Raw genomic sequence first — 7,869 nt, 5'->3', positions numbered from 1 at the left:
GGGGGTCCTTCGTCAGCGCATCAGGCCGGTGGCTGCGTCGGGTCCGTCGGCGGCGCGGGAGGCGCTGCGGGCGGTGCCGGCGGAGCCGCGGGCGGCGTCGTCGGTGCAGCCGGCGGGGTGGACGGTGCCGCGGGCGGCGCGGACGGAGCAGGCGGCGGCGTCACTGGCGACGCGGGCGATGCCGGCGGCGTCGCGGGCGCTGCCGGCGGCTGGTAACCGGGCGCACCTGGCTGCTGGTAGCCCGGGTTGGGCTGCTGGTACCCGGGAGCCGGCGGCTGGTAGCCCTGCGGCGGTGCGTAGCCCTGCGGAGCTGCACCGTAGCCGGGTGCGGCACCGGGCGCGGCCTGAGCCGAAGGCTGAGCCGGGATGCCGTCCCACGTGGTGCGGTCACCGAAGAACGCGTTGCCTGCCCACGGCGCCGGCGGGATCTGAGGGTTCCAGCGCGACTTGTCGAAGGCCATGATTCCGAGCCAGACGATGGAGAGGAAGATGTAGAGGACGACCCAGGCGCCTTCCTTCTGCAGCTTCTGACCGACGCGGTACGCCGCGAGGATCATGAGCACGGCCGCCGCGAGGATCACGAGCTGCCCGATGAAGGGAATCCAGCCGAGCAGCAGCGATGCGCCGACCCCGTAGAGGATCAGCCACGGGCTGAGGTCGCCGAGCTTGAGGAAGATCATGCTGTTGTACACGGGGACCCACGCGCGCCACTTGCCCTGCACGCCGGCCTTCTCGAAGATCTTCATAAGGAATAGCGAGGTGAGGACATAGCCGACGGCGGCGAACAGCAAGCTGACGAGTACGGTCACAACAAGAATCCCGGCGCTCATGCCGGAGTAGTCGGAATAGTCGGAATACATGAGACTCACATTCCTTTTGACAGAGGAAGCGTACCTCGCCCCCCGAGAACGAAGCCTTCGCTTCGCGCATTGGCCATGGTAGCGGGGTCATTCGTCCCCTGGCAACGACACGCGCACCGGGCACGTCATGCGCCGCTGCGGCGTTCAGGACGCTGTCACGAGCTCGACGACGCCCGCCTGCGCACCCCGTCGCATCATGATGGGTCGCGCTGCCGCCCAATCCAGGAGGCTCGCCAGAGAGCGCACTCGCGGTCGGTCCTCCGCCAGAGCGCGCGCCAGTTCGCCCTTGGCCTTCTTGTTGAAATGATTGAGGGCGCGTCCCTCGGCGGTGACCACGCGCACGTACGCCGACGGTACGGATGCCGGTACCGGTCCGAGCGCGACATAGGCTTCGCTTCGCAGGTCAAGGACGAACGGCGGCGCCTCCCGCGCCATCGCCTGCGAAGTCGCGTCGGCCCAATGACGACGCAGCGGCGCGACGCCGGGCAGCGATGTGCCTGCGGCGAGTCGATACATCGGGATGGCGTCCAGTGCGGCGATCGGGCCGAACGGCGCCGAATGTATCCACACGTGACCGTTCAGCCAGCGTCTCGCCGCCGCATCCAAGGACGCGGCATCCAGCGCATCGTAGAGAACGCCCGTGTACCGATCGACCGCGGCCATGGTCGGCGCCGAACGCAGCGCGGCGTTATGGGCGATGTCGTCGAGCTGGCGATCGCTGAGCTTGTGCACGCGCCGGGCGGCAGCGGGATCAGCCGCGAGGGACACGAGGGCGGTTGTCACGGCATCCCGCTCGGAGGCCAGGGCGGACAGTGCGAGTTCCTCGATCGACAACGGTGCGCCGTCGCCACCGGGGCGCTTCGTCTCAGAAGGCGGCAGAAGGATCTTCATGAGCTCCACGAAGTCGGGCCCGTGCCGGTTCGGACGGGTCGGAAGGGCAGACGGGAACGCGCCCACCCGCCAGCTCGAGGCTGACAGATGAGCGCGTCCGTGATGAGCGTGTTCAGGCGATGAGTGCCGCGTTGCCCGCGACGATCGTCAGCTGACTTCCCTCCATGGAGAGGAAGCCGTCCTGAGCGTTCGCGAGCACCTTGGTGCCGTCGGCCTGCGTGATGCGAACCTGACCCTCGGCGAGGATCGCCAGGATCGGCTCGTGACCGCTCATGATGCCGATCTCGCCCTCGACGGTCTTGGCGACGACAAGCGTGGCCTCTCCCGTCCAGACCTCCGCGTCCGCGGAGACGAGGCTGACCTTCAGCGCCATGATCAGCCGTTCTCCTTCTGGAGCTGAGCCCAGCGCTCTTCGACGTCGGAGATGCCACCGACGTTGAAGAAGGCCTGCTCTGCAACGTGATCGAAGTCGCCCTTGGCGATCGCGTCGAACGACTCGATCGTCTCCTTGAGCGGAACCGTCGAGCCCTCGACACCGGTGAACTTCTTCGCCATGTAGGTGTTCTGCGAGAGGAACTGCTGGATGCGACGTGCACGCGACACGACGATCTTGTCCTCTTCGGAGAGCTCGTCGACACCGAGGATCGCGATGATCTCCTGCAGTTCCTTGTTCTTCTGGAGGATCTGCTTGACCGTCGTCGCGACGCGGTAGTGGTCCTCGCCCAGGTAGCGGGGGTCCATGATCCGCGACGTCGAGGTCAGCGGGTCGATAGCGGGGTACAGACCCTTCGACGCGATCTCACGGCTGAGCTCGGTCGTCGCGTCGAGGTGCGCGAAGGTCGTCGCCGGAGCCGGGTCGGTGTAGTCATCGGCGGGGACGTAGATCGCCTGCAGCGAGGTGATCGAGTGACCGCGGGTCGAGGTGATGCGCTCCTGGAGGAGGCCCATCTCGTCAGCGAGGTTCGGCTGGTAACCCACGGCGGAGGGCATGCGGCCCAGCAGCGTGGACACCTCGGAACCCGCCTGCGTGAAGCGGAAGATGTTGTCGATGAACAGCAGAACGTCCTGCTTCTGCACGTCACGGAAGTACTCCGCCATCGTCAGGGCCGAGAGGGCGACGCGCAGACGCGTTCCCGGCGGCTCATCCATCTGACCGAAGACGAGGGCAGTCTTGTCGAAGACGCCCGCCTCTTCCATCTCGGCGATGAGGTCGTTGCCCTCACGGGTGCGCTCACCGACTCCGGCGAACACCGACACGCCACCGTGGTTCTGTGCGACGCGCTGGATCATCTCCTGGATGAGGACGGTCTTGCCGACACCCGCACCACCGAAGAGGCCGATCTTTCCACCGAGCACGTACGGCGTGAGGAGGTCGATCGACTTGATGCCGGTCTCGAACATCTGGGTCTTCGACTCGAGCTGGTCGAACGGCGGAGCCGAACGGTGGATCGGCCAGCGCTCCGTGATCTCGATCTGCTCGCCAGGCTCGGCGTTGAGCACCTCGCCGATGACGTTGAAGACCTTGCCCTTGGTGACGTCGCCGACGGGAACCGAGATCGGCTCGCCGGTGTCGCGCACCTCCTGGCCGCGGACGATGCCGTCGGTGGGCTTGAGCGCGATAGCGCGGATCAGGTCGTCGCCGAGGTGCTGTGCGACCTCGAGCGTGATCTCCGTCGACTCCTCGCCGATGACGATGGTGGTCTTCAGCGCGTTGTAGATGTCAGGAATCGAGTCGTGCGGGAACTCGATATCGACGACCGGGCCCGTGACGCGTGCGACGCGCCCGACGACCGCGGTCCCAGCCTCAGCTGTGGCGGTGGGGGTCATATCTTCGTCTCTTTCTTGATGGTCTATTTGCTCGAGAGGGCGTCGGCGCCGCCGACGATCTCAGCGATCTGCTGCGTGATCTCCGCCTGACGCGCGTTGTTGCGCAGGCGGGTGTAGTCAGTGATGAGTTTGTCGGCATTGTCGCTGGCGGACTTCATCGCCTTCTGCGTCGCGGCCTGCTTGGCGGCCGACGACTGCAGCAGAGCGTTGAAGATGCGGCTCTGCAGGTACACCGGCAGGATCGCATCGAGAACGGTCTCGGCATCCGGCTCGAACTCGTAGAGCGGGTACACCGCTCCGCTCGGCTCAGCGGCTTCGGTGTTCTCGACGATCTCCAACGGAAGCAGGCGCACCGTCTCCGGCGACTGCGTCATCATGCTGACGAAACGGTTGTAGACGAGGTGGAGCTCGTCCACGCCGCCATCCTCACCGCCGCGGTTGAACGCTTCGAGCAGCGTGGCCGAGATCTCCTCAGCCGTCTTGAACTGCGGAGTGTCTGTGTCGCCCGTCCACTCCGCAGCGGCCTTGATGCCACGGAACTGGAAGTATCCGACGGCCTTGCGACCGACGAGGTAGTACACCGGCTCGCTGCCCTGAGAACGGATCAGCTCGCCCACTTCCATCGCCTCGCGGAGGATCTGCGAGTTGAAGGCACCCGCGAGTCCGCGATCGGAGGAGAAGACCACGACGGCGGACCGGCGGATCGTCTCCGGCTCACGAGTGAGCGGGTGGTCGACATTGGAGTACGTCGCGACGGCGGAGACAGCCTGCGTCACGGCCCGAGCGAAGGGCGACGACGCGCGCACGCGCGCCATCGCCTTCTGAATGCGCGAAGCCGCGATGAGCTCCATCGCCTTCGTGATCTTCTTGGTCGTCTGAGCAGAAGAGATCTTCTGCTTGTAGACCCTGAGTTGAGCGCCCATGTTTCAGTACCTCACGCGATTACGCGCGACGACCCTTGACGATCTTCTCCTGGTTGACGTCGTCCACATCCTGGGCCGCGTGCTCCTCGTTGCCCACGGCGCCGATGGACTGGCCCTTGCCGCCCTGGAACTCGAGCAGGAAGGCATCGACCTGCTTCTCCAGTTCGGCAGCGGTGTCGTCATCGAGGACGTTCGTCTCGCGAAGGGTGTCGAGCACCTTGGTGTTGCGACGCAGGTGGTCGAGCAGCTCCCGCTCGAAGCGCAGCACGTCCGAGACCTCGATCGTGTCGAGCTTGCCCTTGGTACCGGCCCAGATCGAGACGACCTGGTCCTCGACCGGGTACGGCGAGTACTGCGGCTGCTTGAGCAGCTCGGTCAGACGAGCGCCTCGGTCGAGCTGACGACGCGAGGTCGCGTCGAGGTCGCTCGCGAACATCGCGAAGGCCTCGAGCGAGCGGTACTGCGCGAGCTCCAGCTTCAGCGTTCCGGAGACCTTCTTGATGCTCTTGACCTGAGCGTCACCACCGACTCGCGAGACCGAGATACCCACATCGACCGCCGGACGCTGGTTGGCGTTGAAGAGGTCGGACTGCAGGAAGATCTGACCGTCGGTGATCGAGATCACGTTGGTCGGGATGTACGCCGAGACGTCGTTCGCCTTGGTCTCGATGATCGGGAGGCCCGTCATCGAACCGGCACCGAGCTCGTCGGACAGCTTCGCGCAACGCTCCAGCAGGCGGGAGTGCAGGTAGAAGACGTCGCCCGGGTATGCCTCGCGGCCCGGCGGACGGCGCAGGAGGAGGGAGACGGCGCGGTAGGCCTCTGCCTGCTTCGACAGGTCGTCGAAGATGATGAGGACATGCTTGCCGCTGTACATCCAGTGCTGGCCGATCGCGGATCCGGTGTAGGGCGCGATGTACTTGAAGCCGGCGGGGTCCGAGGCGGGAGCGGCGACGATGGTGGTGTACTCCATCGCTCCGGCGTCCTCGAGCGCGCCCTTGACGGAGGCGATCGTGGAGCCCTTCTGGCCGATGGCGACGTAGATGCAGCGCACCTGCTTGTCGACATCGCCGGAGGCCCAGTTGTCCTTCTGGTTGATGATCGTGTCGATCGCGATGGCCGTCTTACCGGTCTGGCGGTCGCCGATGATGAGCTGGCGCTGACCGCGGCCGACGGGGATCATGGCGTCGATGGCCTTGATGCCGGTCTGCATCGGCTCGTGCACGCTCTTGCGCTGCATGACGCCAGGCGCCTGCAGTTCGAGCTCGCGGCGGCCTTCGGAGGCGATCTCGCCGAGACCGTCGATCGGGTTGCCGAGCGGGTCGACGACGCGTCCGAGGTAACCGTCACCGACGGCGACCGAGAGGACCTCGCCGGTGCGGCGAACTTCCTGACCGGCCTGGATCCCGGCGAAGTCACCGAGCACGACGGTGCCGATCTCGCTCTCGTCGAGGTTCAGTGCGAGGCCCTGCGTGCCGCCTTCGAACGTCAGGAGCTCGTTCGCCATGACGCCGGGCAGGCCCTCGATGTGCGCGATGCCGTCTGCCGCGTCGATGACGGTTCCGACCTCGGTCGCTGCGGCGCCGGTGGGCTCGTACGCAGCGGCGAAGTCCTTCAGCGCGTCACGGATGACGTCGGGGCTGATCGATAGTTCTGCCATTGTCTTCCCTTTGTATTGAGAGAGTCTGCGCGGTTCCCCGCGCGAAGTCGTATTAGCCCGCGAGCTTCTGTCGAAGATCGGCGAGCCGCGCGGAGATGCTGCCGTCGATGATGTCATCGGCGATCTGCACACGCAGTCCGCCCACGACGGTGGGGTCGATCACTTCATTGATCGAGACCTGGCCGCCATAACGCGCGGCCAGGGCGTCGCCGAGGCGCGTGCGCTGCGCAGCGGACAGCGACGCAGCCGTGCGCACCGTGGCGACGATGCGGTCGCCCTGCGCCGAGACGATCTTCATCGCGCGGTTCAGCAGCTGACGTACGCGACGTCCTCGCGGCTGACGGACGAGCGATGAGACGATCAGCGTGGTGGGAGCACTCGCCGTACCGCCGATCAGCTTCTCCACGAGTCCGCCCTTCGCCGCATCGTCACCCAGTCGGGTGCCGAGGGCGAGTTCGAGCTCGGGGTTGGCCGCGATGACACGGAGGAAGGAGAACAGCTCCCCCTCGATGTCGGTGGCCGGCTCGGCGATGGCGGCCGCGCGGATGGCGAGTTCTTCGATCCCCGCGACGAGGCCGTCCTCATCGGACCACCTCTGGCCGACCGCGGCCGAAAGCACCTGACGCGTGGTGTCCGACAACCCGCCGAAGACCTTGGCGACGACCTGCTCGCGCAGGCCCGCAGGAGCCGCGGGGTCGGCCAGCGCGCCGCTCAGCTGACCGGATTCGCCCACCAGACGCGCCACGGTGAAGAGCTCACCGGCCGTGTCGAGGGTGACGTCCTTCGCCTGAGCGAGGGCCGCCGTCGAAGCCGCGAGTGCCTGAGTGGTCGCGCTGCCCATTACTTGGCCGCCTTCTCTGATGCCTCGAGGTCTGCGAGGAAGCGATCGACGACTGCGGTCGCACGAGCGTCATCCGAGAGCGTCTCGCCGACCACGCCGCCGGCGAGATCGATGGCGAGAGTGCCCACCTCGGAGCGGAGGGCGACGAGCGTCGTCTGACGCTCGGCCTCGATCTGCGCCTGAGCTGCCGCGGTGACGCGTGCGGCCTCGACGGTCGCGGTCTCCTTGGCCTCGGCGACGATCTTCTTGCCGTCCTCACGGGCGGCCTCACGGATCTCACCGGCTTCGGTGCGCGCCTCGGCGAGCTGACGGGTGTACTCCTCGAGAGCCGCCTCCGCCTGCTTCTGCGCTTCGTCGGCCTTGGCGATGTTGCCCTCGATCGCGGCGGACCGCGCGTCGAGCATCTTCGCCACGTTCGGAAGCGCGACCTTCCAGGCCACGACCAGGATGATGACGAAGCAGACCGCGGACCAGACGATGTCGTACATCGCCGGAAGAAGCGGGTTGTGCTCCGCCTCCTCGGCTGCGAGCGTGACAAGAGCGTTCAGCATCCTGTCTCCTTACGTGTGGGTGAGAGGATCAGTAGCCGAAGAGGAACGCCACGCCGATACCGACGAACGCGAGCGCCTCGGTGAAGGCGATACCGATCCACATGGTGCCCTGAAGCTTGCCGGACAGCTCAGGCTGGCGAGCGATGCCCTCGATCGTCTTGCCGACGACGATGCCCACACCGATGGCCGGGCCGATGGCTGCCAGGCCGTAGCCGACGTTGGCGATCGAGCCGGTGATGTCGATGTTGATGGCTGCAAGAACCGAGTTGGGATCCACAGGTGTTTCCTTTCATTGAGGGGAGCTGGCGCGCCCCGA

At 66.4% G+C, this 7,869-nt stretch carries 9 protein-coding genes; all 9 read right to left on the bottom strand.

Annotated features, from left to right (window positions below; translation table 11 throughout):
• Positions 1-20: 20 nt before the first annotated feature.
• The 9 genes from ACNPNP_RS06730 to atpE all read right to left on the bottom strand — a co-directional run bounded on the left by ACNPNP_RS06730 (position 21) and on the right by atpE (position 7,830).
• Positions 21-860, bottom strand: a complete 840-nt coding sequence (locus tag ACNPNP_RS06730) for a DUF5684 domain-containing protein (RefSeq protein ID WP_448965286.1) — start codon at positions 858-860, stop codon at positions 21-23.
• Between the two features lie 144 nt (positions 861-1,004).
• On the bottom strand, positions 1,005-1,751 hold the full coding sequence (locus ACNPNP_RS06725) for a YaaA family protein (protein WP_448965285.1): 747 nt from the start codon (positions 1,749-1,751) through the stop codon (positions 1,005-1,007).
• A 112-nt stretch (positions 1,752-1,863) separates the two neighbouring features.
• Complete coding sequence (locus tag ACNPNP_RS06720) at positions 1,864-2,124, bottom strand: F0F1 ATP synthase subunit epsilon (protein WP_448965284.1); 261 nt, start codon at positions 2,122-2,124, stop codon at positions 1,864-1,866.
• Positions 2,125-2,126: 2 nt separating this feature from the next.
• Positions 2,127-3,578, bottom strand: a complete 1,452-nt coding sequence (atpD, locus tag ACNPNP_RS06715; protein WP_033104653.1) for a F0F1 ATP synthase subunit beta — start codon at positions 3,576-3,578, stop codon at positions 2,127-2,129.
• 23 nt (positions 3,579-3,601) lie between these two features.
• Complete coding sequence (locus ACNPNP_RS06710) at positions 3,602-4,501, bottom strand: F0F1 ATP synthase subunit gamma (protein WP_033104654.1); 900 nt, start codon at positions 4,499-4,501, stop codon at positions 3,602-3,604.
• A 19-nt stretch (positions 4,502-4,520) separates the two neighbouring features.
• Entirely contained in the window at positions 4,521-6,161 is a 1,641-nt protein-coding gene (atpA, locus tag ACNPNP_RS06705; RefSeq protein ID WP_448965283.1) for a F0F1 ATP synthase subunit alpha, read from the bottom strand.
• 52 nt (positions 6,162-6,213) lie between these two features.
• Positions 6,214-7,002, bottom strand: coding sequence for a F0F1 ATP synthase subunit delta (locus ACNPNP_RS06700; RefSeq protein ID WP_448965282.1), 789 nt, complete (start codon positions 7,000-7,002; stop codon positions 6,214-6,216).
• Entirely contained in the window at positions 7,002-7,553 is a 552-nt protein-coding gene (locus ACNPNP_RS06695; protein WP_448965281.1) for a F0F1 ATP synthase subunit B, read from the bottom strand. Before ACNPNP_RS06695 ends, ACNPNP_RS06700 begins: the two co-directional genes overlap by 1 nt.
• Before the next feature lie 28 nt (positions 7,554-7,581).
• Positions 7,582-7,830 carry a F0F1 ATP synthase subunit C gene (gene atpE, locus ACNPNP_RS06690; protein WP_033104658.1) on the bottom strand — a complete coding sequence of 83 codons (249 nt, stop codon included), beginning with the start codon at positions 7,828-7,830 and terminating at the stop codon, positions 7,582-7,584.
• Positions 7,831-7,869 lie beyond the last annotated feature (39 nt).

It is taken from the genome of Microbacterium xerophyticum, assembly GCF_053543555.1.
Note: the sequence above shows the minus strand (reverse complement) of the source record. Positions and strands in the feature narration are given on the sequence as shown.